This window comes from Arthrobacter globiformis (assembly GCF_003261175.1).
In the GTDB taxonomy this organism is placed as follows: Bacteria; Actinomycetota; Actinomycetes; order Actinomycetales; family Micrococcaceae; genus Arthrobacter; species Arthrobacter globiformis_A.
Genome location: NZ_QLNP01000099.1, coordinates 12,178 through 36,589, shown reverse-complemented (window position 1 = coordinate 36,589; position 24,412 = coordinate 12,178). Strand labels below are relative to the sequence as shown.

Genomic DNA, 24,412 nt, shown 5'->3' with positions numbered 1-24,412 from the left:
TGGGCTCTTTTCGCACGCGTGAATGGACCGCCGTTCGGCTACAGCGGTTACATTCCGAGGCCAGCACGGGGCTCCGAAACGGTTGGTTCAAGCTGTATTCGTTGCCACATCGCCGGTGGATGGGTGGAAGGCCGAATATTGGCAACTGAGGGCGCGGATGCCTGCGAGCGCAGCTGTTCCCGGCGCCCCGTCTACCGACCGCCCGGCCTGTGAGACACTCGGTGACATGCGCGAACTCGTCGTCCTTGGCACCGCATCGCAGGTCCCGACGCGAACGCGCAACCACAACGGGTACCTGCTGCGCTGGGACGGCGAGGGCCTCCTCTTCGATCCCGGCGAGGGCACGCAGCGGCAGATGATCCATGCCGGTGTTTCTGCCAACCAGATCACCCGCATCTGCCTGACCCATGTTCACGGTGACCATTGCTACGGGCTTCCCGGTGTGCTGTCCCGCATGTCCCTGGACGGCGTGAAGCACCCGGTGCATCTGCACTATCCCGCGTCCGGGGAAGACGTTGTCCGGGCACTTGTCTCCGTGGCCTCGCCCGGCATCGACCTCCGCCTGCGACCCCACTCGGATGCCGGGGAAATCGCCCCGGGGCTCGAAGTGCGGCCCTTGCGCCACCGGATTGAAACCTATGGCTACCGGCTGAAGGAGCCGGATGGCAGGACCATGCTGCCGGAGCGGCTGGCGGCGGCAGGCATCACGGGCCCGGACGCGGGCCGTCTGCAGCGGGAGGGGGTCCTGCGGGGTGTGCGGCTTGAGGATGTCAGCATTCCGCGCGCCGGCCAGTGCTTTGCCTTCATCATGGACACCGCCCCGTGCGAGGGAGCCGAGGGCTTGGCCGACGGCGTCGATCTCCTCGTCGCGGAATCAACGTTCAGCGACGACGACGCCGCGTTGGCGGCGCAGTACGCGCACCTCACGGCCGGGCAGGCCGGGGATCTGGCCGCCAACGGCGGCGCCGGAAAGCTGGTCCTCACCCACTTTTCCTCCCGGTACGGCGACGTGGATGTCCTGGCCGAGCAGGCCCGGGCCCGCGCAGGAGGGACCGCCGTCGTACCTGCCAACGATCTGGACCGGATCAGCCTTCCCAGGCGGCAGCGGCCGCCGTCCTGACCCGCGGCCAGAAGAAGCCCACAGAAAAAGTAGAATTAACCAGACATGCAATGTTCCTACTTCGATGCCGCCCGCTGCCTTTCCTGCACCCACATGGGCCGGCCCTATGACGAGCAGCTGGCCGGCAAGCAGCTGCACTGCCAGACACTTCTCTCCGCCCACACGTCCGCGGAGTGGCTGCCGCCTATCGGGAGCCGTGAGTCCGGCTTCCGCAACAAGGCCAAGATGGTGGTGGCCGGAACGGCCAAGAACCCCACCATCGGGATCCTTGGCGCCGAAGGCCGCGGCGTCGACCTGCGCGAGTGCGGCGTCTGCTCGCCCGGGTTGCTCGCCTGCTTTCCCGTCCTGGCAGCCTTCATCAGCCGGGCCAACCTTACGCCCTACGATGTCCCCCGGCGCAGCGGCGAGCTCAAGCACCTGATCATCACCGAGTCCCCCGACGGCGAGATCATGCTGCGCCTGGTCCTGCGTTCGGAAAAGCTTGTGCCGCGCATCCGGGAGCACCTCCCCACCCTCCTGGCATCCCTGCCGCAGGTGAAGGTTGTCTCCGTCAACCTGCACCCGGAGCACAAGGCGGTCCTGGAAGGCGACCGCGAGATCCTGCTCACCGAGCAGTCGACGCTGCGGATGCGCGTCAATGACCTCGACCTCCACCTCCGGCCGCAGAGTTTCTTCCAGACGAACAGCGACATGGCGGCAGCCCTGTACCGGCAGGGTCGCGAATGGGTCAACGAACTGGCACCGTCGTCAGTGTGGGACCTGTACTGCGGCGTGGGCGGCTTTGCCCTGCATTGCGCGGATCCCTCCCGCGAAGTCACCGGGATTGAAACCAGCCGCGAAGCCATTGTGTCGGCCAAGCTCAGCAGCGACGAGGCAGGGCTGGAGCGCATGGACTTCCAGGCGGGCGATGCCACGGCCTTTGCCGTCGCCGCGGACCAGGCGCCGGAACTGGTTATCGTCAATCCGCCGCGGCGCGGCATCGGCAAGGAACTGTGCGGCTGGCTGGAATCCTCCTCCGTGAAGCACGTTGTTTACTCCAGCTGCAATGCGCAGTCACTCGCCCGCGACCTGGCGGCACTCCCCACGTTCACCGCACGACGGGCCAGGGTGCTGGACATGTTCCCGCAAACCACGCACTACGAAGTGATGGTCCTGCTCGAGCGGGCCTAACCGGCCCGCATTCTTGATCCGAACATCGGCAAATGTTTCTCCTGTCTTGAGGTCCCCGCGGAAAAGTATCCGGTAAGCCGCGCAGCAAGGTCGCGGCATGAACCGATGGGCACAACATGCGACGGACAGCAGGCGGTGCGAAGTGACCGGCACAGAAGACGTCCCCGTCCTGGACGCCGGTCCGCTGCAGGTCCTTGCCACCGAGGTGGGTCCGGCTTTCGCCGAGGCCTTCATGGATGACTACCTGCAGATGTTGCCGGACCGGGCGTCGAAGATTCTCCGCGCCCTGGCCGGCGGCGACGCCCGGATGGCGGCGGACGCCGTCGTCAGCCTCAGGGCGACGTCCGCCATGGCCGGAGCTCTGCGGCTGGAGCGCTGCTGCAAGGAACTGGAATCACGCATCCGGCGCGGGCAGAGGCTGGAGCCCGACGCGGTGAGGGCAGTGCTGTACGCAAACATCCGGCTGCTGGTGCGTGAAGCCGGACGCCAGGGGCACCTCCCGCGGACGTAGAATCGTCGGACAAGATCGCCTGAAGAGCAGCCGAAAGGCTGAACCGTTTACAGGAGGATTCACATGAGCCGCACGAGCATCAGCCCAGTCGCCCCAGCCGCCGCCACCGCTGCACAGACCATTTTCCGCGTGGGCCTGGGCGGCGTCCTTATTGCCCACGGCACCCAGAAACTCTTCGGCTGGTTCGGCGGCGGCGGGATCGAGGGCACCAGCCAGGGCATGCACGCCATGGGATTCCGGCCGGCGAAGCCAAGCGCGGTGCTGGCCGGCCTCGGCGAAGCGGGTGCCGGGCTGGCACTCGCGCTGGGCTTCGCCACTCCGGCCGCCGGAGCGGCTGCTGCCACCACCATGGGTGTCGCGGCCAGCGTGCACGCCCCCAACGGCTTCTTCGCCACCGAGGGCGGCCTGGAATACCCGGCCGTCCTGGGACTTGCGGCAGCATCCTTCACGATCGGCGGGCCGGGCAGCGTCTCCCTCGACTCCGTCACCGGCCACGTCCTGGACCACCCCTGGATGCGGGCCGTCGCCCTCGCCGTCATTCCAACGGCCATCGCGATCCAGGTCTACCGCCGCCAGAAGGCGCTCGCCCACGACGCCTCCGGCCCCGATGCCGGCGGGATTGCCGCAGAGATCCCGGGCGCCACGAGCTGATAACCAGTTAGACGTATTTCTTGAACCACGCCAGCGTGTCGTTCCAGGCGGCCGTTGCCTGCTGCTCGTTGTAGCGGTCGCCTGTGTCGTTGTGGAAAGCGTGGTCGACGCCGGGATACACCTTGAGCTGGTTGCGCACGCTCGTGGCCGCCAGGGCATTCCGAAGTTGCGGCATGGGTCCGGTGATCCGGTCGTCCTGCTCAGCGTAGACGCCGAACACCGCGGGCTTGATGGACGGCACCTTGTCCAGGTCGGGCGCCGGACCGTAGAAGGCCGACGTCGCCTTGAGACCCGTAATCTCGACCGCCGACTGCCAGGTGATGCCACCGCCAAAGCAATAGCCGGTCATGGCGATCCGCCCCTGCTCCACGAAGGGCTGCTTCTGCAGGTAGTCGAATCCCGCCGAAAAGTCCGCCACGTGCCGCTGCGCGCCGGCCTGCGTCAATGCTCCCGGGACGGCATCCCGGTCCAAGCTGGCCGTGCCGCCTTCCCTGCTCAGCAGGTCGATCGCCAAGGCCGCATACCCTTCCTTGGCAAAACGCCGGGCCACGTCCTGGATGTGGGGAGTCAGCCCGCGGTTCTCGTGGCAGACCAGGACGGCGGGGCCGGGCTTCCCGGCTTCGGGGCGGGCGAGGTAACCGCTGATCTCGGTGCCGCCGGACGGGAACTTGACTGTCGACGTCGTAATTCCTGCTGTTCCCTCGGGAACGGACAGCGGGCTCTTCGCCCCCGGAACGGCGCCTCCGGAGGCCGTGTCTGTGGCGGAGCCCGACGTCGGGTTGGGAGTGGGCATGGGATCGGTGCTGCGCGGAACTTCCTGCGGCGTACAGCCGACCAGGAGCATCGCGGCGGAAGCGGCTGCCATGCTGCCGGTGATGAACGCCACCCGGCGGGTGAAGGTGTGCTGGCTCATGGCCCCGGCACGGTAGTCGTCGAAAAATTCCTCGATCAGGTACTTCTCAAACTTGCCAAGCTGGGTCATCACGGCCTCCTGGAGTTTTTGCCGCTTATCCTCCTCGGAACCGCACCACCAGGCAAGGGGATGGACTGCTAGGCCCGCCCCTAGTCTTTCAGGCCCTTGGCGTACGCGGCCTGCCCCACGTGCTGAAGGCAGTCGGCAACGGTGCTGACCAGCCGGACGCCGAAAGTGACCGGCGGGTCCCAGCGGGTGTCGACGACCCGGTCAAGGTCATCGTCGCCAAGGCCGTTAAGAACCTCCACGGTCTGCCGGTGGACCGCCTCGTAGTAGTCGGCGAGCAGCTCCGCTGGCACCCTGACGGCGTCGACGTTGTCCGACGAATGGCCGTAGCCGGTGTCATGTTCGGGGAGCGGCAGGCCAAAACGGCCGGCAAAGCCCTGCGAGGTCCAGACCTGCGGCAGACCGGCAGCGGAAGCAACCTGCGCATCCTCTACCCGGCTGAGGTGCCAGATCAGCCACGCGATGGAGTTCCCGTTGCCGGCGGGCCGGCGGAGCAGGGTTTCGTCGTCGAGCCCGTCGAGTGTGACGTCCACGATCTCGCGGATACGGCCGAAGGCGTCCAGCAACAGTTCATTGGAATTCATCGGGTCCCCTTACATCTGGCTGTGGGTGGCTTACATTTGGCTGTGGGCGGCGACGGCGGGATCAGAGCCGATGCGGGCACCGCCTTCGAGGCCGGTGATGTCTGCCATCTCTTCAGGCGTCAGTACGACGCTGACGGCGGCGAGGTTGTCCCGCATGCGGCCGCTGTTGGCTGACTTGGGAATGACGATGTTGCCCTGGGCGAGGTGCCATGCCAGCACCGCCTGGGCGGGGGTGACGCCGTACTTGCCGGCAACGGATGTCACAGCCCCAGCGTCCAGATCAGCACCCTGGCCCAGCGGGCTGTACGCCTCCACGGCCATGCCCAGGGAGCGGCTCTTCGCGGCCAGTTCGGACTGCTGGAACGTCGGGTGCAGCTCAAACTGGTTGACGGCCGGAATGATGTCCGCGCTCTGAAGGAGTGTATCCAGGTGGTCCGCCAGGAAGTTGGACACACCGATCGCGCGGATCTGGCCGCTGGCGTGCAGCTTCTCCATCGCCTTCCATGCCTCGGTAAAGAGGTTCCGGGACGGTACCGGCCAGTGGATCAGGTACAGGTCAACGTACTCGACGCCCAAGGCCTGGCAGCTGTTCTGAAAGGCTTCCTGGGCCACGCCCTGCTCGCCGTTGCGCAGCTTGGTGGTGAGGAAGATGTCCTCACGCGGAATGCCCGAGGCAGCGATGGCGGCGCCGACGGCGCCCTCGTTCCGGTACGCCGCGGCCGTGTCGATGTGGCGGTAGCCGGCTTCCAGGGCGTCCTCGACTATGCGCTGGGTCTGCTCCGGCGGAACCTGGAAGACGCCGAAGCCGAGCTGCGGGACCTTTACGCCGTTGTTCAGGGTGACATTCGGTATGGCTAAGTGTGTCGTCATCAGAATCTTCCGTTGCTGGGGCCGGCAATCCCAAGTATGCCTCGCACCCGGGCGGCGGAGCATCCCCTCAGGGTGAGCGGGCCACCTGGACCATTGGTATGACTTTCAATAAAGCCATGCGCCCAACACGGCCAGCGCAATAGCCCAGGTTGTTCTCTGCCGTTTCAGGCCCGCTCCCGGAGATTCACCCTCACGGCCTTATCCCAGCACCATTTCACATCACGACGACGGCCCGGCGCCAGAGCTGTCCGCATGACCAGGTGCCGGCCTCCGACCGTGCCTTTCGGCCTGCCCGGCCCGGGACTACGATTTTTCCTGTGGTACCCGCCAACACTAACGGGGCCGGCCCGGCAGCACCGGAGCAAAATCTGCAAGCACCAGAGCAAAGGGGGAAGTTCCGTGAGCAAAGAGGCCGGGCAGAGTGGGCCACACTGGCGGCGGGTCATGGCAGCCCTCGCCAACCGCGACGCGCGGACCGCCTACGCACAAATTGTCCTCGGAGCCCGGCACGATGACGTGTCGTCCGGCCCGGCCGGCCAACGGCGGGACCGGGCCATCGCCGCCCTGCTCGACGCTGGCCTGGTCGAACGGAGTGCCGGCAATGAACTGGAGGCGTCGGAGACCATCTTCCACGACCTCCTCACCCAGCAGCCCAAACGCCAGGCGCAGACGGGAGTGGCGCGCTTCATGCGTCTTGGCCGGATCGACAGGTATCCGGCGAACCAGACGGAACGGCGGGAGCTCCTGGCTTGGATTGCCGGCGAGACGTTCGAACCTGGCGAGGAACTCTCCGAACGAAAGGTCAATGAACGGCTCCTGGGCTACACGGACGATGTCGTGCTGCTGCGCCGCTACATGATCGATTTCGGCGTGCTGGAGCGCACGCCGTCGGGGTCCTCATACTGCCGCCCTAGGAAAGGGTAGGTTCAGTCCCCGCGCGCCTTCCGTGTCGCGGCATCGTTGGCTTTCCGGATCGCCTCGACAAGTTCGTCCTTGTCCATCTTCGAGCGTCCCGCGATGTCCAGCTCCCGGGCCCGCTTGTAAAGGTGGTCCTTGGAGGCGTTCGCATCCACCCCTCCGGCGGTGGGAGCCGATGAATCCAGGCCCTCCGCCGCGTGCTGGTCAGAGGGGCCGCGCTTCTCCTTAGGTTCCCAGTGGTCGCCCACCTTCTCGTAGCTGTGCTTCAGGGATGCGAAGGCTGTCCGGGCGGCCCGGCTCTCGTCGTTGTCATAGGACTCAAGGGCTGAATCGTAGGTCTTGGCGAAAGTGTCCTGGGCTTTCTGCTCAGAACGCTGCAGGGTCGACGGAAGCTCCTCCTTGCGGGCGTGATCGTTCTTGCCGGTCTTGGGCATGCCACCAGCGCTCCTTCATCAACTGCCGGTTCGTGGATGCAACCAGCTTGGCACTGATGCTTGGCTTTTGCATGGGCCTGCGGCCGCCCCAAGAAGCTTGGGTCTTCCTAGGCATCCTCGGAATCCACATCGAGGTCCGGGATGTCCAGCAGCCCCAGGTCCTCCAGCACCGATGCGTCCTCATAGGTGCTCGCTATGCACCGGACCAGGGCAGGCGGTACCCGGAAATGCGTGTCGATCGTCAGGATCCCCTGCTCGGCGAGTGCTTCCAGTTGACCCATGGCCGCTGCCTTCAGCGCCTCGACGGTCGCCCTTTCCTCCGGCGACGCACCCGTGCGGGGGTCCAGCACAGTGTCCCTCCGCGGAGGATCCGCTGAGGCCGCCGCCAGCAGGATCGAGGCCACCGTTGCGGCAACGAGGACGTCCCACGGCTGTTCAGGGTCGTAGCCGAGCAGGGAGGCCGAGAGGAACTGTTCGACGAAGAACACCAGCTCCTCCAGCCGGTCCGGGGTGCCGCCGGCCAGGAAGACGGCGGTGGCCGGTGACGGCGCGGCCTTCGTTGAGCCGATCTTGATCAGCTCAGTGCGGGCCAGCGCCTCCCACACCTGCGCCAGCAGCGGCACCTCATACATGCTGCGGACTGTCGGCACGGGCCTTTCCGAACCGCCGTTCCCGGCCTGCGGGAGCCCAGCCTGCTGTTTGGGGCCGCCCCTGGCTTTCAGTCCGACGCACGCAGCCGCTGCTTCGATGTCCTTCGTCCGGAGTGCACCGGTTCCGGTCACAGGCTTCGCATCGCCGATCCACTGAAGCAGTGCCGTGGTCCGCTGGATCAGCGGGAGCTCCGAGAACGCCTGCAGGGCGTCGTCGTCGGAAATAACGGGCACGTCGACGAGCCTCCACTCCTCTGTCTCCCCCAGAAGGGCGTTGAGCAGGTCGGTGACGTCGGCGAGCTGCTCCGCTGGGCCTGACCACCGGTCAGTCTCCGCAAGGAAGTCGACGAACCCGTGCACAGCAGCGATGACAAATTCACCACGGTCGTCATCTGCCGCCGTGGCGGCAAGATCGGCAGCAAGTGCTTCGGCCAGAATCGCAGGATCAAGGCGTGTCAGGTCAGCAGCGGCCACACGGTCCATATACCGGCCCATAACGCTTTCTATGGCTGCCAGACATTCGAGGGCGGTGGCAGCAGCACCCGGGGCACCGTCGTCGAACCACCGGACAAAAGCCGGCGCGAGCGAGTCCACGGCCCGCCCGGCCCGGAACGAGCTCAGGGAAGCGGGCGAAGAGCCGCGCGCGGCGGAACTTCCGGTGCCAGCGGGCCCCTTGCGCTTGTTCCGGTTCCTGCTGCTCTTGCTCATGCTGCCCCTGACTGGTTGCGCGCTGGTTCTTACGACGACGGTACTTACCATCCGCGCGCTGTGCCACCCGGCGCGCTGCACTCAGGGGCGTGCTCCTGGCCACTACGCTTCCCGCGTCAGGCTGCGGTTCCGCCCCTGGTAGAGGCGGCGGTAGCTGGAGGGTGTGGTGTTGAGTTCGCGCATGAAGTGGAGTCGGAAGTTGGCTGCCGTTCCCAGGCCTGTCCTGGCCGCAACCGCATGCACGGTCAGGTCGGTCGTTTCGAGCAGGCGGCAGGCCTCGGCAATGCGCTGGCTGGTCAGCCAGCGCAAAGGCGTTGTCCCGGCGTCTGCCAGGAATTTGCGCGCAAAGCTGCTCGGTGCCCAGCCGGCGTGATCAGCCATGTCGACGACGGTCAGTGACTCTGCCAGATGCTGCCTGGCCCAAGCGCAGGTTTCAGCGAAATGGGTCAGCGGCGCGGCCACCGGGCGCTCGATAAACTGCGCCTGCCCGCCTTCGCGGTGGGGTGCCACAACCATCCGACGGGCGATGCGGTTGGCTGCTTCGGTGCCGTAGTCCCTGCGGACCAGATGCAGGCACAGGTCGATGCCGGCCGCGACCCCGGCGCTGGTGCTGACGCTGCCCTCGTCGATGTACAGCACCCCGGCGTCGACGGCGACCGCCGGGTGCAGGGTTTGCAGGCGCTGGGCGTTCCTCCAGTGAGTCGTGGCGCGTTTCCCGTCAAGGAGGCCGGCAGCCGCCAACGCAAAGGCCCCCGTGCAGACGGACACCACCCGGGCACCGTTCCGAGCCGCCGCGCGAAGCGCGTCGCAGACACTGGCCGGAGGGTCCGTGAGGGGGCTGAACCCGGGCACCACGATGGTGTCGGCTGACAGAAGGGCTTCGAGCCCCTCTGCGGCGTGAATGGCGTAGCCGGTAGTGGTCGGGACCAGGCCGGGTTCGGCTGCGCAGACCGCAAACGAGTACAGCTGCCGCTCGTCCTCGTGGCCGAAAACCTGCGCTGGAATGGCGAGGTCAAAGGCGACGACATCCGGCAAGGCGAGAGCAACAACTCGGTGCATGAGGCCACTGTACCCACGCGGCCACAGTCCCGTTCCCGGTGTGCAGGATCCTTTTCATACTGGCAATTTTTACCACTCCCCCGCGCTGCCGACCGTTGGCAGTCTTAGCCCATGATCAACTTTCGACATTCACGGCCGGCTTCTTCCCCGCCCCGGAGCAGGAAGCCCCGCCGCCGGCTACGCACACTGGGCTTAACGGCCGCCATCCTTGCTGGCCTCCTTCTGGTCTCCGCTTTCGCCAACCTCGCCATGAACCACGTGGAGCGCTCCGCGACCGCTCCATACGGACAAAGGGTGCAGACAAGCCACGGTGCCCTCAACGTCGCCCGCACGCCAGGGAACGACAGGACAGGACAGACCATCGTGTTGCTCAGTGGCCTCGGCACGCCAGCACCGGCGCTGGACTTTGCTCCGCTCATCCGGGAACTCGGGGACTACGACGTCGTTGTCGTGGAAGGGTTCGGCTACGGGTACAGCGACCAGCCCCCGGTGGAGCGCAGCGTCGAGAACATCACTGCCGAGCTGCATGAGGCCCTGGCAAACGCGCATGTGCCAAGACCCTATGTTCTGGCTGGCCATTCCATCGCCGGTTTCTACACGCTCGCTTACGCCAACCGGTACGGGAACGACGTCGCGGCCGTCATCGGCATCGACCCCACCGTGCCCGCCGCCCGGACGGTCCACGCCGAAGAGACCGGCGTCGCCAGCGGCGGCATCAACTGGGAAGGCCTTATCGCAGTAAGCGGCCTGCCCCGCTGGGCGGCCACAATCGCGCCCGGCCTCGTGGAACCTGACGGCACCGCCTACACGTCCCGCGAGCGGGACCAGATCCGCAAGATGGCCATTTGGAACTTCGGCAACCCTTCCGTCGTCGACGAGACCAACCGGATCGCCGAGAACGCCCGCAAGGTGCAAGGAATGCGCTACCCGGACGACCTCCCCGTGCTCACCTTGCTTGCCTCGGCGAAGGAGACCCCGGCGGACGTGGCCCTGCACGAAAGCCGGCTGCAAAACGTACGGAACCATGAGATCGTGGCACTCCCCGGCGGGCACTACCTGCACTGGGCCCATGCGCCGGCCATGGCCAGCAAGATCAAAGCCTTCCTGACCACCAACACGCGCTGAGGCTGCCGCTACAGTCCTCGCACCGTCCCGCAACTGCCCTAAGACTTCTCGCCCCCTGCAGCGGCAGCGTCTTCACGCTCGAGCAGGTAGCGCAGGAACGCGGCCTGGTTGTCGATTTCCCGCTGCTTGCGGGGAGACAGCCAGTCCAGCACCTCTTTGTCGTCACCCATTGATGTTCACCCCCTTAGGCTCGAATTAATGCTCACTCCGGTGGGGCAAGATCGGCGAAAGTTTCAGGCAAGATAGGCGAAGGTCTTGTCGCGAGGAGGCTTCGGCCTTGGCAGGTCACACCACTGGAACACTGAGGTGTCGCCGGGCTTGGCACCTGCTGGGGGAGTGCACCAAGCCCGGCTAGCCTGACCCGGACGGACGCCGGCAGACCGTCCGGAGGGCTTCAACACTGTTATCCGCCCGCCTCATAGTTAACACCCCCTCAGAAAATAGAGCAGCAGTGGCAGTTACCTGTTTTTCGGCCTCTACGGCTACGCGTTTGCGCAGGCTCAGAACGCGTTCCAAGGCAACTTAATCCGCTGTCCCAGAAGCTATTCGTCGTCGCGCTGCCGCGTGGTTAGATAGGCGCATGAGGAAATCTTGCGGGATTTTGGCCGTCGCAGTGCTCGCACTCACGGGATGCGGATCCAGTCCCAGCACGCAATCCAGTCCGGAACCGTCGGCCGCAACGACGCCAGCCATTGAACCTAGCGCTGTGAGCAAGGCCGTAGGCGGCGAGTCGATCTGCGAGGACAGGGCGGGCGACTCAGAGTCGAAGGCTGTTGACCTCGCCAAGGCTCGGCTGTTCAGCGACGGCACGGAGATGTTGGCCACGTTCAACACGGTGACGAACGTTCCGACCACCGGGACCGTTTTGTATGCCGTGAGGGCGTGGAGCGCGGACGGCAGCAAGGAATACCAGCTAGGAGTGGAGTTCCAAGACGGCAAAGAGACCGCCAACTTCGTGACCGAGGCTGGGAGCGGCAAGCGGGAAAACATCACCACCGGAGCTGTGGCCGCAGACAAGCAGGTCAGCGTCCGGTACCCTCTCGCCAAGCTGGAGGGTCTCGGGGACAAGTTTGAGTGGTCAGCGAAGGTGACCGTTGACGATACGGAGGCGGACCGTTGCCCCGGTGGTGACGTCCGGTCAAGGTTCCCCGGGGCCTAAGGCCGGCGACAAATCCTGCGGCCTCTCATCAGCAGCATGGCCAGGACAATGCGGACGACGTGCGGATCCGTCCGCGGCCGGCGGGCCCCATCGTTATGGTCGGAACCGGTCACTGCAGCTTGGGGAAACCTTGGAAGGCACGCCAGGCCCCCTCAAATGGGGGGTTAAAGTGCGCGCCGGCTCTCAGGTGCTCCACACATTTCGCAACGTGCCGGGTACACACTAGGTCTTGTCACTGCAGCACAGGTAGCCGCGAACCTGAGCTGCAGATCGCCGGGTCCGGAACGCATTCCCCCCTTGCATCCGGACCCGGCGGACGATTACAGCAGGCCCCCAGGCACCGACTCCCACGTTCTGCTTCCTCCGTAAATCCGAGAAACCTGCGCCAGCTGCCCTACTTGCTGGCCGGCTTCGCCAAGGGCGGATGAATATGCCGGTCGGTGGCGGTGAACAGCGCCGCGGGTGCCCCGATCGAAGCCTTGGATTTCCGGCCGGTGTCTTCGAGCTGGGGCAGCATCTTCCGGGTGAAGTTTCCGGCGGCGAGTGTGGTGTTCCAGACCGCCTCATACACGGTGCGAAGCTGCGTCATGGTGAACTCTTCGGGCAACATGCGGGCAGCAACGGTCGTGTACTCCATTTTCCCGGCCAGCCGGTCCAGTCCGTTAGTCAGGATGGTGGTGTGGTCGAAGGCCAGCTCAGTGCCGTGGAGAACACCATGAACAGGGTGCCATGCGGCGGCCGCGGCGTCCGTGCTGGCCGAGATATTAGGTAGGGTCTGGCCGTCCGTGGCCAGCAGGGCCAGGTGGGCTACGGAGACCACCCTCATCCGCGGATCCCGGTCCGGGTTGCTGTACGTGGCCAGCTGTTCGACGTGAACCGGCAAGCGCCCCAGGTCCAGGCCCGTTTCCTCGGCGAGCTCCCGGTAGGCGGCCTGCTCTGCCGACTCGTGAGGGCCGACGAAGCCGCCGGGCAGGGCCAGCGCATTTTTGAAGGGGTGGCCGCCGCGGCGGACCATGGCAGCGTGCAGCACTCCCCCGGCCACGGCGAAGACGACTAAGTCCGCGGTCAGTGCGATCGAGGGATAGGCCTTGGAATCATAGGCGTCGAGGAACTCCTTCTCGTCTCTCGGTTCGCGGTTCATGCCTCGGCTCCGTCCAGGACGGTGCGCGTGGCCCAGGGCGGGGAGGTGAAACCGCTCCGCTGGGCGAGGATAAGGTCGATGATCTCGACCGCGGTCTGCATGCGCCGGTGGTGGTCGCCGGTGACCAGGATCCAGGAGTGCCCTTTCTCGGTCAGAGTCTCCTTGAACCATTCGGTCATTTCGGCCCGGCGGTGTTCCCCTTCACGCCATCCGTCGTCTTCGAAGTCCACTCCTTCATGATCGGTGATCAGGTACAGGTCCCGGTGGGGCAGCTGTTCGGCCGCATGGTAGGAGCCGTAGCTGTGTTCGCCGATGTAAAACCTCTCCCAAAGGGTGGTGGCCAGGGAGTCGGTGTCGGCGATGACCAACGGGCAGACGTCGGCGGCGTCGTTTTCCATCTGGTTCTGCCGTGCACCGATGCGGCCGAAGTCCTGTTCGGTCCACACCATCTCGTCGAGTACCGCGTCCGCTCTTTCGGCGCGCAGGGCGTCAAACTTTTCGTACGTGTACTCGCGGCCGTATTCGGACACATCCACGAGCCGGGGGAACCGGGGCCGGTAGTGCTCGCTAAGTGCCCGGGCCAAGGTGGTGGTGCCGGTGGATTCAGCGCCGACGACGATGATTCGTGTGGCCAGTTCCTGCCGGGCCGGGCCAATGATGTAGGGCCAGGCGACTCCGAGGTCTTCACGGCACAGTGTCCCGCCGATCGGGTAGGTGGTTCGGGACAGGTCCACAAGGACGTGCTCGGCACCGAACGCCTCCGCCAGCTGGACTCCGTATTCCTCAGAGCTGAAGACCGCGTCGATGGAGGTGACGCCGCTGGACTTCAGTGCGAGGCGCATCAGTTCGTTCTGCGCCTTCCAGATCTCCTCCGAGTGGTAGTCCTCGGGGCAGTCGTTGCGCATTGCGATGACCTGCACTCCGGGAGTGTCCGCAAACTCTACCGACAGCCACCTGGTCCGGTCGGCAACCGTGACAGATTCGAAGCGGTTGCCTTGAACGAGGACCGAGACGTTCTCGGATTGTGCGGCTGCCGCGGCGATGAGATGGGCGTGGCCGGCGTGGGGCGGGTAGAACTTGCCGATGACCATGGAGTTCTTGTACATGTCAGGCTCCTGCGGTGACGGTTTCGGGAGTGCTGGCCGGCGCCTGGAGGCGGCGGGTGCGCTTCCAGTCGATGAGGCCATAGACACACAGGGCGAGGAATCCGACATAGAGGACGGCGGTGAGTGTCAGTGTGCGACTGAAGTACAGCGGGATGGAAACGATATCGATGAGGATCCAGACGTGCCAGTGCTGGAAGATCTTCTTGGCCTGCGCGTAGGTGGCGACAAGGGAGGCTGTCAAGACGAAGGCGTCGGGCCACGGCACTTGGGAGTCGGTTCCGTGCGTGAGGATCATGGCGACGGCGGCGGTCCCAACGACGGTAGCGCCGAGGGCGAGGAGAATCTCGTTGCGGGAGGCGTCACGGATGGGAAGGTCGTTCCTGCCCTCGGTGTCGGCGCAGCCGCGGATCCAGTTGAACCAGCCGTAGACGGCAACGGCGGCGAAGATGACCTGCAGGACCGTTTCCCCGTAGAGTCCGGCTCCCAGGAACAGGATGACAAACGCCAAATTGTTCAGGATCCCGACCGGCCAGTTCCAAAGCTTTTGACGTGCGACGCCGTAGACGCAGGCCGCGCCGGTGACGAAGCCGATGATCTCGATCCAGCTCACCGGATTGCCGAAAAGATTGGGGATCGCTGCGGAGTTCATCCAGTCGAGCAAGGCGTTCATCGGGATTCCATTCGTTATTATCAAGCTGACAACAAGTACAGTAACACCCTTATTATCACCTTGACAACAAGGCGCCCTTACTCTCCGGGTTGACACCGCCGCGGGACTTTCCAAGCGCAGAGCAAGAACGGCCAAGATCCTATAGTTCCCACGCCACCGAGGATATAGCTGACTCACGGCTAATGACCCGCGTAGACTCGCCCCGGGAACACCAGAATCGGGGACGGATGAATTCTTCGACAGCGCATATGTGCACCATGTGCGGGCTAAACATCGGGCCGGGTACGATGTGCTCACCAGGGAGCGGCCCCGCGACATCCTGACTTCGCTGCCCTATGGAGGCCGGCGGCACGGCAACGAAATTCATACTTCCTCTTTCCGGAAGGGACAGAACATTGGGTTTGAAAAACTTCTTCAGGCGAACGGTAACGCCGGCCGCAACGAAGTCCGACGGTGGGCCATCGGACCCTTCACGTTCAATCGAGACTGGAGGGCAACTACTTCAATGTCGCATATTGATCGCAAGGCTCTAGTCTCGGCCATCATCGGTCTCGTTATCGCATTCGTTCCGGCGTTGCTCGGTGCTCCCGAACTCGCGCCCTTGATCGGGTGGTCTGTCGCCGGCTGCGTCTTCCTGATCTGGGCATGGACTAAGGCGTGGCCCGCTGGTCCGGAGGCCACGGGTGAACTAGCCCGCCAAGAAGGTCGATCTCGACGGCTCGTTGACTCCCTCATCACAGGCGCGACATTTGCCAGTCTCGTGGCGGTCGTCTTTGCATTGATCCGCAGCCAGCAGAAGGACCCCATCGGTGTGGCCGCGGCGATCCTGGCGGCTCTCGGCGTGGTGCTCGCGTGGGCTCTCGTGAACACTGTCTACGCGTTCAAGTACGCTCGGATGTACTACCACGACGACCGCCATCGCTTCCGCTTCAACCAGGATGAGGACCCGTCGTACAGCGACTTCGCCTACGCGGCATTCTCTATCGGCATGGCATACAACGCGAGCAATGTGAACGAGTCATCCACTCCCTCCCGCAGGATCGCCCTGGGGCACGCTTTGCTCTCCTACTTCTTCGCCACCTTCGTGGTCGCAGTGGCGATCAACCTTGTCGTCAGCCTCGGCCAGTCCAGTTGACTGCGGCACGGGGTGGGTGATGTGTAGCGGACGTAGACCAGCATCCCAGGTCCCGTGGACCCCCACACCTTACTCAAATACGCGCGCTGCTGATGTGGGACCTGGTGCTACTGCGGGAATCGCCCGACGCTAATTCCCATGATCCCGCCGTTTCTTCCGTAGTGCCAACTCCTTGGGCGCCGACCAGTTGGCGAAAAAGCCCCATACGACCTCCAAGCCGAGGCAGACAAACATTCTGTACTGAAACAGGCATGGCATTACCTTGCGGCTGCCACCCCGACCTGCACTTGGTTACGTGTTGCGGTGAGCCGGGGAGAATTGCCTCGCACGGTCCGTTTCTTCCGCGCGAATGAGGTGCATGAGCGCGTTAATGAGGGCCAAGTGGGTGAACGCCTGTGGAAAGTTGCCGAGGTGACGGCCATTCACCGGATCCAGCTCCTCGGCGTAGAGCCCCAGTGGACTGGCGTGGGACAGCAGGCGTTCGCACAGTGCTTTGGCGCGGGCCACTTCTCCGATCTCGACGAGGGCGGAGACCAGCCAAAACGAGCACATGGTGAAGGTCCCCTCAGCACCGGTGAGTCCGTCGTCGGTCTGCTCGGGGCGGTAGCGCAGGACGAGTCCGTTCTGGGTGAGTTCATCGGCGATGGCCAAGACCGTGGCACGCACGCGTGGATCATTGGCGGGCAGGAACCGGACGAGCGGGACAAGGAGCAGCGAGGCATCGAGGTTCGTGGTGTCGTAGGACTGGACAAACACTCCCCGATCGTCGAGGCCGTGACCGCAAATATCCTCGCGGATCTCCTCCGCGATTGAGTCCCATTTCCGGGCGTAATCGGCCTCGCCGTGCAGCCGCGCCAACCGCGCGCCGCGATCCAGCGCCACCCAGCACATGAGTTTGGAGGACGTGAAGTGCTGCGGTTCGCCACGGACCTCCCAGATGCCGTGATCGGTGTCACGCCAGTGCGAGGCGGCCTGCTCGACCTGGCGGAGCAGGACGGGCCATAGCGGCTCGGGGAGCTGGTCACGGGACTTGGTGTGAAGGTAAACGGAATCCAGCATCGTGCCCCAGACGTCGAGCTGCCGCTGGTGGACCGCCGCGTTGCCGATGCGGACCGGGCGCGCCCCGTCGTAGCCGGCGAGTCCCTCAACCATGGACTCGGGCAGGTCCCTTTCGCCGCCGACGCCGTACATGAGCTGCAGGTCGTCCTCGGCGGCAACGTCGCGGATGAAGGAGAAGAAGTCGTCGGCCTCCCGGTCCAGGCCGAGGGTATAAAGGGCCCACAGCGCGAAGGTGGAGTCTCGCACCCACGTGTACCGGTAGTCCCAGTTTCGCTCTCCCCCGGGCGTCTCGGGCAGGGACGTGGTGGGCGCGGCGATCAGCGCTCCGGTCGGCGCATAGGTGAGGCCTTTCAACGTCAGCGCGCTGCGTTGCAGCTCCTCCCGCCACGGATGGTCGGGGAACTCCCCCACCGTGATCCACTGCCGCCAGAACTCGGTGGTCTGCCACTGCTTCCGGGTGGCTTCCTCCCATGTCCTCGGTGGAGGCAGCGATGTCCAGGAGAGCGCGATGAACGCCTCGTCGCCTTCGGTCATCTGGCTGCGAATGATCGCGATGGAGTCCTCGATGCCCAGCCGTCGGTCGGTGGTCAGACGAAGCACCGGATCCCCCTCATCGCCGCTGACGGTCACGGCCTCTCCGTATCCGGGACTGGAGAACTCCCACCGTGCCCGGCGCCGGCCGTAGTCGAAGACCGGCTCGCACATCACGGAGAGCTCAACCGAACCGTTGACGCACCGGACGGTGCGCAGCAGGCAATGCTCGGCCTCGTAGTTCGTCGGCGGCCGGCGGTACCGGCCGGCCCTCTCGTCGGTGTGGTGCCACGGACCCATCACCAGGGCATCCCTCACGATCATCCAGCCCGTCCTGGTCTGCCAGGTGGTCTCCAGGATCAGACTGCCGGGGAGATAGCGTCGCGCAGTGGGCTCCCGGACGCCGTGCGGAGCCACCTTGAAACCGCCCGCGGCCCGGTCAAGCATGGTGGAAAACGCACTCGGTGAATCGTGACGCGGCAGGCACATCCACTCCACCTGCCCGCTCGGGGCGATAAGGCAGTTGGCCTCACAGTCGGAGAGAAACGCGTAGTCTGCGATCGGAGGGAACGGGCTCATGCCCGGCGCGGGCCGCTTCCCGCCCGCAGCCCCAGATCCGACGCTGACCATCATTCAACCAGTATGGCCCCACGACTCTAAAGATGGCACTCCCTTGGACCGGGGCCGGACCTTAAGGTTCTCTTCGTACTCCCGCCGCTGGCCAGGATCCGCACTCTCCTCGAAAGGGCTAAGAACGCCTCCGGGGCTGCAGCTATGGGCTGGCTGCCGTCGCGGAACCCGAGAGTACGGCCGATTGCGGCAGACAAAGATTGGGCCCGCGTCCGATATCGTGACGCCGCTCCGACTACCTGGGCGCTCAAGGGATCGCCCACATAGGGGGGGTGTGCGCGAGCACGCCCAAGGGCTCGACGGCGGGAGCCCTTGTGAACAGCTCACCCATATCACGAACACGCTTGGCAATGGGGTACCAGTGGTAGCGAGCGACCCCCGCGTTGTGCCCGATCGTGCTGCTTCCACGCGGGCAGTGAGCTGTGGCCTGTTCGGTCAAGGCAGCAATTCTAAGGTCCCATTTCACGCACCTCTGTCAGCGTCGCCGGATCCCCGTAGGGACAAATGAACCTCGGCTGCGTTTCTGTCGAGGGCCCATGCCGGCAGTGATCGGGTGCTGGCGGCGAGCCGTTTCCCTGCAGCGTACGAGCGCTGTGGCTGCTGCCATCGGCTTCGCCCAGGCGGCGAAGAAAGCAAGGACTACCCGACTCTGGCCATGGCCGAAACATCGGCGCAAACTGTGCCTAAACGTTCTTGGTCTCGCCCTATGTACGAAGTCGGTTTCTAGTCCAGAAAGGGGTTATCGCAGTGTCCGACTCCCCTGCAAACCACAACCACCCAGTCGTGTTCATCCACAGCCTGTGGCTCCATTGCAGCTCCTGCGATCCCTGGCTGGAGAAGTTTCGTTCTCACGGCTGTACGGCAATCGCTCCAGCTTGGCCCGGCGATGGCGCAACCGCGGGCAACGAACTCTTCAAGAGGTGGTCCATTCCCGGTTCCGGGCGCCCGCTCCTTGAGGACGCGGCCGCCGACTTGTTCCAGAATTCACCAGCCGCCGTCGACACCCACAAAGCTGAGAGGGGTCCGCTAGTCCTGACTTCCGGAACCGAAGACAACACCGCGCCGAGGATTGTCGTCGAGCAAACATTCAAGCTCTATGCAGACAATCCCAAATCCGTCGCCGACTACCACGAGTTAGAGGGTCGGGAACACTCCCTGACCATTGACAAGGGTTGGGACGACGTCGCCGACGTCACCTTGCGGTGGCTGAGCAGCAAGGGATGCTAGCGCCATGGAACTCGGACTTCACGGCAAAGTAGCCGTCGTTACAGGCGCCAGTAAAGGAATCGGCCTGGCCATTGTTCGGGCCCTCCTGTCCGAAGGCGCCACCGTCATTGCCGGTGCAAGATCCACCTCCCCGGAGTTGGGGGAACTTTCGGGGAACGGACAGCTCAAGTTCATCCCAGTTGACTTATCGGCGCCGGACGCCGGCCAAGCACTCGTCGATGCGGCCGGGACAAAGGTCGACATACTGGTGAACAATGTCGGCGCCGCCAAAACCCGAATTAGTGGCTTCCTGGAGATCTCCGATGATGACTGAGCCGCTTCCTTGAACCTGAACTTCCTGGCCGCCATGCGCGTCACCAGGGCTGCCCTTCCGAAAATGCTGCAGGCGGGCGGGGGCACGATTGTTAATGTGACTTCGGTTAATGCATTCCTGCCGGATCCTGCCGTCATCGACTACAGCGCAGCGAAAGCGGCCCTGTGGAACTTCGCCAAATCACTCTCGAAGGAATACGGTCGCCAAGGCATTCGGGTAAATTGCGTCAGCCCGGGGCCCGTCGAGACAGACTTGTGGCTCGGCAGCGGCGGTGTGGCCGACACCGTGTCCCGGGCGACCGGCCGCACCCCCGCGGATGTTGCCTCCGCAGCCACTTCTGGCGCGGCGACGGGACGATTCAGCCGCCCATCCGAAATCGCCGACGTCGTGCTGTTCCTTGCCAGCGACAAGGTGGCCAATGCCACAGGGTCAAACTTCACCATCGACGGCGGGCTGATCACCACCCTGTGAAGACCTACCGTCAGTGCCCTCCGCACGCCCCGGCACCGACGGATCAACGGCGAAGGAGAGAAACTGGCACTTCTCGTTTTGCCCAGCCAGATGGGCACCGGTCCGGCCCGGCACTCCAAATGATCCCCCGTGCACTCGTGCTGTATTTCGCAACTCTGCCTCGGCGTCCCGGCCGGAGCCGCAGAGTTCACGCCGGCACTAGGCCCCCGGGTCAGGTGCTGGGCTCGGGTTCGACCAGCATCAGGATCGTGTCGGGGCGAACGCCGTCGAATTTCATGGCGTCGGCCGCTGCCTCGGACTCCATCATTCGCTGGAACGTGTCCAAGTCCGGGACTTCGACGATCAGCCCGACGCGGTTGGTTTTGCCCGGGTCCACAAAGGTTCGAACTGTCATTCCCAATGGTCCGAAGAGTTCCTGGCGTCGCGGCGAGCTGAGCCAGTGGTCAACATCGTCGACCTCATGGAAGATCAATAGAGTTGCCATCGTTGCCTCTGCTTTCGAAAGCAGGATCAGGAGCTGGATTGGAAGGCAATCGCATGAGGAACTCCTAATCCAAGCAGAAGTTACCACGGCCGCCTTATCTTCGATAGGCAGCGAGAAAAGCCGCCAGAGCCAGGCCGACAAGAGTCATCTGATGTCACCTGGAAGGCATACACGGGTATTAGGGGCGTAGGTGCTCGAGGACTCACAAATGGCCGTACAACGTTCCATGGAGGACAAGGGGACGCTGCATAAGACCGCTAACAGCCCTTGCTCCAGGGTTTCACCGGCGGCCGCTGTTACTTGTCGCTCTTGCATCAAAAGGCAGGGCCCGTGCCTGCTGAGATGACCCGGGGAAAAGGGGCGCCGGCTACCGTCCGGCTTGGAGACGGACTATCGTCTCGGTCATGAAGCCAATCATCCTCCTGGACGTCAACGGTGTGCTCAACCCAAAGCTTCAGCCGGATGACAATTCTCATGGTGCGAATGCCCATCTCTCGGATTTGAAGGTTGCCCTGGTGCGGCGGCTCGCCACCAAAGGGAGGATCGCTTGGGTCTCGACATCACCTGAAGATGTTCTGGACGGTCTCGAAGCGCAGCTGATGCTTGAGGTGAGCCCGCTGCGGGTGGCGATCGCACCAGTGCCGGACGATGAGGGCCAACAGACGCCAAAGCTGGGGTCGGTAGCCAGGTGGTTGAACAAAATGGAGGCCGAAAGCGCCGCGGATTGGGACGCCGTTGTGTGGGTCGACGACGCACTAGGGACGGACGTGCACGACTGGGCGCACCAGTACCACCAACCCGTCCTGCTGGAGAAGCCGGACCCCGAGGAGGGCCTGACAGAAGCCCACGTCGTGGCGGTGCAGGTTTTCATCAACAGCGAGAACCGGGACCCCGCCTCCTGATGGCAGACCTGATGCCGCCAAGCCCGACCGAAATCGGCCCGCCGTGGCCGGGGGGCAGTCGTACGTCGAGTTTAGCCGCCCACGCATGACCGGCGAGGCACCTCTGACCCCGATACAGTCTGTGCCTGTGACCGAAACAGCCAGCAAGATACCAGTTCGATCTGTCAAGCGCGTCGTCATCGTGCACGGGTACGAGTCTTCGCCGGATGCAAACTGGTTCCCATGGCTTCAAAGCGTCCTCGAGGCTCAAGGCATAGCAGTCACAGTCGTGCCTCTCCCCGACCCGGACGCTCCTGCCAAGGCAGCATGGCAGAGCGCTGTCAGCGCGGCACTGGGAGTGCCCGATGCGACAACGGTAGTTGTGGCACATTCCCTCGGTGTCGTCACGGTCCTACGCGTACTCGCGACGCTGCCGGAGCCATGGGAACTGGGCGGTCTTGTATTGGTGGCAGGCTTCACCGAACCACTGGAAGCACTGCCGGAACTCGATGGCTTCCTCGCAACTGACGTTGACGTTGAACGGGTAGCAACAAGCATTAGGGAACGAACAGTACTCCGCTCCGAGACGGATCCTTTCGTGCCGCCGGAAGCATCCGATGACCTCGCCAGGCGCCTGGACGCACGGCTGCAGGTCCACCCGCATGCAGGACACTTCACGGAGGACGACGGCGTCACAAGGCTGCCGGCACTGCTTGGCGCGATCCGGTACACGTAGGGCACCCTTGAAGTAGTCCCCGGCCTATTCCAGGCGGTGCTCTTAGGGGACGATAAGGCGGCGGATCTGGCCAGCCAGAAGCTGGACGTGGATCGGCAGAACCAGCCGAATGGTACCGGCGCCGACCCCTCGCCGAGCACGTCGTTGATCGACGTCTGCCCTTCCAGCGGTGCCCGAGAGCGCAGCGACGGCCACGAAGGCCCCGAGCCTGCCAACGCATAGGCCTACGGACGTGAGCAGGCCCTGGTCTGGGCGCCTAGGGTCATTTTTTGGCGGTCGCCATCGTCGCAACAACCAGCGCGACAGCGATCGCGAGCGGAACTGTGTCGGCAGCGTCCAGGTCCGTTTGGGCAGCGCGAACCGAGTCCCGGTCACTGTCTTCGTCGCTCAGGATGCCAGGAAGCGGCCCCTTTACAGCAGGAGCCCAGATACCTGTTCGGCCTTATCCCAGTGGGTCGTTTGGGGTTTTAACCTTGTCGTCGAGGAGGCGGAAGCAGCGCGCCAAGGCGACACGAGGCCGCCGGAGACCTGCGGGAGCCGCTCTTTTGTCTCCTCGCACTCCTGCAGGCCCTTGGTGATGGGCAGGTCGTGCGGCTCGATAAGGTCGCGGCCGTTTGCCTTGGCCGTGGCTTCCGCCGGCACAAGCAGTTTGTATGTTCTGTCGCCGACGAAGTCGTAAAAGCGCCGGAGGTCTTCCTTGTCGATATCCAGGCTGGCCGCTTGACGGAAGAATTGTTTGAACTGAGGTAAGCACACGAGGTCCATGGCTTGTTCTCTTGACGTGGTGTGGATAAATGGGCATGTGGTCCTGGAATGCAGTTCCGAGAAGGTCGCCTAGATCACCTCGAGCACGCGTTTGTGGGTGGGCGGGGGATGGGCACGATCCAGGTCGGCCAGGTCGCGGGGCGTAAGCCGAACGTCGAGGGCGCGGTGGCATTCCTGGACATGGTGTGGGCTTGAGGTTTTCGGAATCGCCAGGACGGGCGGTTGCCTGAGCACCCAAGCGAGGGCGATCTGCGCGGGGCTGGCACCGTGTTCGGTTGCGATGCGGACCAGCACGGGATCGTCCAGCAGTCGGCCCTGCTCCAGAGGCGAGTACGCCATCACAGGGATGCCCCTCGCGAGGCACCGTGGCAGCAGATCGAACTCGACGCCCCGGCGGGTCAGGTTGTACAGCACCTGGTCGGTCTCGACCTTCTGTCCGCCGGGCAGACGCATTAGGTCTTCCAAGTCCGCCAGGTCCAGGTTGCTAACGCCCCAGTGCCGGATCTTTCCGGCGCGCTGCAGGTATTCGAAGGCTTCGAGCGTTTCCGCTAACGGAACAGGGCCCCGCCAATGCAACAGATACAGGTCGATGCTGTCCGTTCCAAGGCGACGCAGGCTGCCGTCGCAAGCGGCGATGGTTCCGCGCAGAGTGGCGTGATGCGGCAGGACCTTGGTGACCAGGAACGCTTCGTCGCGGCGAGCTGACAGCGCCCTGCCGACGAGTTCCTCGGCGGCGCCGTTGCCATACATTTCGGCGGTATCAACCACGGACATCCCCAGGTCCAGGGCCATCTGGATCGCCGCCGTCTCGCGCGCGGCGTTGCCGGGGTACTCCCCCATCCCCCACGTTCCGATCCCGAGCACCGGGACAGCTTCACCGGACGGAAGAAGTATTTCGCGCATCGTGACTCCCGTCAGAAGATGCCCGTTCCCGTAGTGGGGTGCACTGCGTCCCGTGTTTCACGGAACAGGCACAGCGGACCGGCCCCGCCCCCGTTGCTTCCCGAACAGACGAATCAGCCGACCGCCCGGCCATGGCACGCTTCCGCCAGAGGCCCAAGTGGCCCACCGGTTGACCTGCCGGATGGTCAGGCCGTGCCAGTGACTTCAAGGACTGTGACCCGGTCCGGCAGCGGGGTGTTCCTTCAATCTACTCCGCCGGAGCAGGACACGATAGTGGCCGACGTCCGGGATCGACGCCGCGCGGCTCCTGAGGTCACGGTGAAAGTCTTGGACCGGGCCGGCCGCGAGGCTACCGTGGGCTCGGACGATACCGAGCGGACGCGGATCGAGGCGACCGCGGCCGTTCTCCCCGGACTCCATGG

25 protein-coding genes and 1 pseudogene are annotated in these 24,412 nt (G+C 64.6%); 12 read left to right on the top strand and 14 right to left on the bottom strand.

Going from position 1 to position 24,412, the window contains the following annotated elements:
- Nucleotides 1-226: 226 nt before the first annotated feature.
- The 4 genes from DBZ45_RS18830 to DBZ45_RS18815 all read left to right on the top strand — a co-directional run bounded on the left by DBZ45_RS18830 (nt 227) and on the right by DBZ45_RS18815 (nt 3,452).
- Nucleotides 227-1,120, top strand: a complete 894-nt coding sequence (locus tag DBZ45_RS18830; protein ID WP_111905367.1) for a ribonuclease Z — start codon at nt 227-229, stop codon at nt 1,118-1,120.
- Between the two features lie 45 nt (nt 1,121-1,165).
- Complete coding sequence (rlmC, locus tag DBZ45_RS18825) at nt 1,166-2,290, top strand: 23S rRNA (uracil(747)-C(5))-methyltransferase RlmC (RefSeq protein WP_111905366.1); 1,125 nt, start codon at nt 1,166-1,168, stop codon at nt 2,288-2,290.
- A 142-nt stretch (nt 2,291-2,432) separates the two neighbouring features.
- A complete protein-coding gene (locus DBZ45_RS18820) occupies nt 2,433-2,801 on the top strand; it encodes an Hpt domain-containing protein (protein ID WP_190243196.1) in 369 nt (122 codons plus the stop codon).
- Nucleotides 2,802-2,864: 63 nt separating this feature from the next.
- Nucleotides 2,865-3,452, top strand: a complete 588-nt coding sequence (locus DBZ45_RS18815) for a DoxX family protein (protein WP_190243195.1) — start codon at nt 2,865-2,867, stop codon at nt 3,450-3,452.
- Between the two features lie 7 nt (nt 3,453-3,459).
- Here DBZ45_RS18815 and DBZ45_RS18810 read toward each other — a convergent pair whose 3' ends face one another.
- The 3 genes from DBZ45_RS18810 to DBZ45_RS18800 form a co-directional block, all read right to left on the bottom strand.
- Entirely contained in the window at nt 3,460-4,434 is a 975-nt protein-coding gene (locus tag DBZ45_RS18810; RefSeq protein ID WP_111905364.1) for a dienelactone hydrolase family protein, read from the bottom strand.
- Between the two features lie 80 nt (nt 4,435-4,514).
- Nucleotides 4,515-5,015, bottom strand: a complete 501-nt coding sequence (locus DBZ45_RS18805; protein WP_111905363.1) for a mycothiol transferase — start codon at nt 5,013-5,015, stop codon at nt 4,515-4,517.
- Between the two features lie 30 nt (nt 5,016-5,045).
- Entirely contained in the window at nt 5,046-5,885 is an 840-nt protein-coding gene (locus DBZ45_RS18800; protein WP_190243194.1) for an aldo/keto reductase, read from the bottom strand.
- A gap of 399 nt (nt 5,886-6,284) precedes the next feature.
- On the opposite strand from DBZ45_RS18800, the gene DBZ45_RS18795 reads away from it, so the two are divergent.
- A complete protein-coding gene (locus DBZ45_RS18795) occupies nt 6,285-6,809 on the top strand; it encodes a DUF2087 domain-containing protein (RefSeq protein WP_223257159.1) in 525 nt (174 codons plus the stop codon).
- Nucleotides 6,810-6,811: 2 nt separating this feature from the next.
- Here DBZ45_RS18795 and DBZ45_RS18790 read toward each other — a convergent pair whose 3' ends face one another.
- From DBZ45_RS18790 to DBZ45_RS18780, 3 genes are all read right to left on the bottom strand, one after another.
- A complete protein-coding gene (locus DBZ45_RS18790; RefSeq protein WP_111905361.1) occupies nt 6,812-7,237 on the bottom strand; it encodes a ChaB family protein in 426 nt (141 codons plus the stop codon).
- A gap of 107 nt (nt 7,238-7,344) precedes the next feature.
- The gene (locus DBZ45_RS18785; protein WP_111905360.1) at nt 7,345-8,595 is read right to left on the bottom strand and encodes a hypothetical protein; all 1,251 of its coding nucleotides are present in this window, start codon (nt 8,593-8,595) and stop codon (nt 7,345-7,347) included.
- 102 nt (nt 8,596-8,697) lie between these two features.
- Entirely contained in the window at nt 8,698-9,654 is a 957-nt protein-coding gene (locus DBZ45_RS18780; protein WP_111905359.1) for a helix-turn-helix domain-containing protein, read from the bottom strand.
- Nucleotides 9,655-9,765: 111 nt separating this feature from the next.
- Here DBZ45_RS18780 and DBZ45_RS18775 point away from each other — a divergent pair, with 111 nt between their 5' ends.
- Complete coding sequence (locus tag DBZ45_RS18775; RefSeq protein ID WP_111905358.1) at nt 9,766-10,779, top strand: alpha/beta fold hydrolase; 1,014 nt, start codon at nt 9,766-9,768, stop codon at nt 10,777-10,779.
- 38 nt (nt 10,780-10,817) lie between these two features.
- On the opposite strand, the gene DBZ45_RS23425 is transcribed toward DBZ45_RS18775, so the two are convergent.
- A complete protein-coding gene (locus DBZ45_RS23425; protein ID WP_262982874.1) occupies nt 10,818-10,949 on the bottom strand; it encodes a hypothetical protein in 132 nt (43 codons plus the stop codon).
- Nucleotides 10,950-11,485: 536 nt separating this feature from the next.
- Between DBZ45_RS23425 and DBZ45_RS18770 the strand changes: the two genes are divergently transcribed.
- A complete protein-coding gene (locus tag DBZ45_RS18770) occupies nt 11,486-11,938 on the top strand; it encodes a hypothetical protein (protein ID WP_111905357.1) in 453 nt (150 codons plus the stop codon).
- 394 nt (nt 11,939-12,332) lie between these two features.
- Here the strand turns inward: DBZ45_RS18770 and DBZ45_RS18765 are convergent, their stop codons facing one another.
- From DBZ45_RS18765 to pnuC, 3 genes are read right to left on the bottom strand one after another with little or no spacing between them, the layout of a single operon-like run.
- A complete protein-coding gene (locus DBZ45_RS18765) occupies nt 12,333-13,079 on the bottom strand; it encodes an NUDIX hydrolase (RefSeq protein WP_111905356.1) in 747 nt (248 codons plus the stop codon).
- Nucleotides 13,076-14,185 (bottom strand): AAA family ATPase, encoded by a 1,110-nt coding sequence (locus tag DBZ45_RS18760; protein ID WP_111905355.1) that lies wholly within the window; start codon nt 14,183-14,185, stop codon nt 13,076-13,078. Before DBZ45_RS18760 ends, DBZ45_RS18765 begins: the two co-directional genes overlap by 4 nt.
- Before the next feature lies 1 nt (nt 14,186).
- Nucleotides 14,187-14,855, bottom strand: coding sequence for a nicotinamide riboside transporter PnuC (gene pnuC, locus DBZ45_RS18755; RefSeq protein ID WP_111905354.1), 669 nt, complete (start codon nt 14,853-14,855; stop codon nt 14,187-14,189).
- A 505-nt stretch (nt 14,856-15,360) separates the two neighbouring features.
- On the opposite strand from pnuC, the gene DBZ45_RS18750 reads away from it, so the two are divergent.
- Nucleotides 15,361-15,990 (top strand): DUF1345 domain-containing protein, encoded by a 630-nt coding sequence (locus DBZ45_RS18750; protein WP_111905353.1) that lies wholly within the window; start codon nt 15,361-15,363, stop codon nt 15,988-15,990.
- A 291-nt stretch (nt 15,991-16,281) separates the two neighbouring features.
- Here DBZ45_RS18750 and DBZ45_RS18745 read toward each other — a convergent pair whose 3' ends face one another.
- Nucleotides 16,282-18,213 (bottom strand): glycoside hydrolase family 15 protein, encoded by a 1,932-nt coding sequence (locus tag DBZ45_RS18745; protein WP_111905352.1) that lies wholly within the window; start codon nt 18,211-18,213, stop codon nt 16,282-16,284.
- Nucleotides 18,214-18,957: 744 nt separating this feature from the next.
- Here DBZ45_RS18745 and DBZ45_RS18735 point away from each other — a divergent pair.
- On the top strand, nt 18,958-19,437 hold the full coding sequence (locus tag DBZ45_RS18735; protein ID WP_111905351.1) for a hypothetical protein: 480 nt from the start codon (nt 18,958-18,960) through the stop codon (nt 19,435-19,437).
- 4 nt (nt 19,438-19,441) lie between these two features.
- Nucleotides 19,442-20,221: pseudogene (locus DBZ45_RS18730) on the top strand (SDR family NAD(P)-dependent oxidoreductase).
- Nucleotides 20,222-20,432: 211 nt separating this feature from the next.
- Here DBZ45_RS18730 and DBZ45_RS18725 read toward each other — a convergent pair.
- Nucleotides 20,433-20,705: a hypothetical protein gene (locus DBZ45_RS18725; RefSeq protein ID WP_111905350.1), complete on the bottom strand. Its 273-nt coding sequence runs from the start codon at nt 20,703-20,705 to the stop codon at nt 20,433-20,435.
- Nucleotides 20,706-21,109: 404 nt separating this feature from the next.
- Here DBZ45_RS18725 and DBZ45_RS18720 point away from each other — a divergent pair, with 404 nt between their 5' ends.
- Nucleotides 21,110-21,607: an HAD domain-containing protein gene (locus DBZ45_RS18720; RefSeq protein WP_111905349.1), complete on the top strand. Its 498-nt coding sequence runs from the start codon at nt 21,110-21,112 to the stop codon at nt 21,605-21,607.
- Nucleotides 21,608-21,692: 85 nt separating this feature from the next.
- Nucleotides 21,693-22,322: an RBBP9/YdeN family alpha/beta hydrolase gene (locus DBZ45_RS18715; RefSeq protein WP_111905348.1), complete on the top strand. Its 630-nt coding sequence runs from the start codon at nt 21,693-21,695 to the stop codon at nt 22,320-22,322.
- 411 nt (nt 22,323-22,733) lie between these two features.
- On the opposite strand, the gene DBZ45_RS18705 is transcribed toward DBZ45_RS18715, so the two are convergent.
- A complete protein-coding gene (locus tag DBZ45_RS18705) occupies nt 22,734-23,087 on the bottom strand; it encodes a DUF1931 family protein (protein ID WP_111905346.1) in 354 nt (117 codons plus the stop codon).
- A gap of 69 nt (nt 23,088-23,156) precedes the next feature.
- Nucleotides 23,157-23,990, bottom strand: a complete 834-nt coding sequence (locus DBZ45_RS18700; RefSeq protein WP_111905345.1) for an aldo/keto reductase — start codon at nt 23,988-23,990, stop codon at nt 23,157-23,159.
- Nucleotides 23,991-24,412 lie beyond the last annotated feature (422 nt).